1 protein-coding gene is annotated in these 1,355 nt (G+C 73.1%); it reads left to right on the plus strand.

What is annotated here, in order from left to right; all coding sequences use genetic code 11:
- Positions 1 to 1,227 (plus strand): NADP-dependent phosphogluconate dehydrogenase (gene gndA / locus OOT08_RS04730; protein ID WP_325091410.1); only part of this gene is annotated, 1,227 nt, incomplete at its 5' end.
- Between the last annotated feature and the right edge of the window lie 128 nt (positions 1,228 to 1,355).

Consider the following 1,355-nt stretch of genomic DNA (forward strand, 5'->3'; position numbering starts at 1 on the left):
ACCGCGATCATCATGGTGCAGGCCGGGGCCGCGACCGACGAGGTGATCGGCCAGCTCAGCGACGTCTTCGAGCCCGGCGACATCATCATCGACGGCGGCAACGCGCTCTACACGGACACGATCCGCCGCGAGTTCGCCCTCAAGCAGCACGGCCTGAACTTCGTCGGCGCGGGCATCTCCGGCGGCGAGACCGGCGCCCTGACCGGCCCGAGCATCATGCCCGGCGGCTCGGTCGAGGCCTACGAGACCGTGGGCCCCCTCTTCGAGTCCATCGCCGCCCGAGTGGACGGCGTGCCCTGTGTGACCCACGTCGGCAGCGACGGGGCGGGCCACTTCGTCAAGATGGTGCACAACGGCATCGAGTACGCCGACATGCAGCTCATCGCCGAGGCGTACGATCTGCTCCGCGGCACCGCCGGGCTCTCCCCCGCCGAGATCGGCGACATCTTCGCCGAGTGGAACGCGGGCGAGCTGGAGAGCTACCTCGTCGAGATCACGGCAGAGATCCTGAAGCACACCGACGAGCGCACGGGCAAGCCGCTCGTGGACGTCGTGCTCGATCAGGCCGGGAGCAAGGGCACCGGGGTGTGGACGGTGCAGGCGGCCCTCACCCTCGGCGTCCCCGTGAGCGGGATCGCCGAGGCCGTGTTCGCCCGCGGCCTGTCCGCGCACCCCGAACAGCGCCTGGCCGCGGGCACCCTGGAGGGGCCGTCGAGCGTCCCCGCGATCGACGATGTGCCCGCGTTTGTCGAGGACGTGCGCCGCGCGCTCTACGCCTCCAAAATCGTGGCGTACTCGCAGGGCTTCGACCTGATCCGCGCCGGGGCCACCCAGTACGGCTGGCAGATCGACTGCGGCGACATCGCCCAGATCTGGCGCGGGGGCTGCATCATCCGGGCCGCCTTCCTGAACCACATCACCTCCGCCTACCGCGAGGACCCCGATCTGGTCGCGCTCGTCACCGCGCCGTACTTCGCGAGCGCCGCGGGCGCCGCGCAGGACGCCTGGCGCCGCGTGGTCGCGCTGGCCGCCCAGTCGGGCACCCCGGCCCCCGCGTTCTCCTCCTCGCTGTCCTACTACGACGGGCTGCGCGCCCGCCGCCTGCCCGCCTCGCTCATCCAGGCCCAGCGCGACTACTTCGGCGCGCACACCTACCGCCGCACGGACGGCCCGGGCGTCTTCCACACCGAGTGGAGCGACGACCGCTCGGAGACCCGCCTCCCCTAACGCGCGCCCTCCGCCGGATGCCCCCGGCTGCGTGCTCCCCCGCGCTGGGGAGCACGCTGCGCACCCCCGCGCCCGCAGTCTCCCCTCGCGGGGTCGCCGCCGGGGGCCGCCGGGAGCGCCGCGGCACC

The organism is Leucobacter sp. M11 (assembly GCF_035726885.1).
Lineage (GTDB): Bacteria > Actinomycetota > Actinomycetes > Actinomycetales > Microbacteriaceae > JAPFRB01.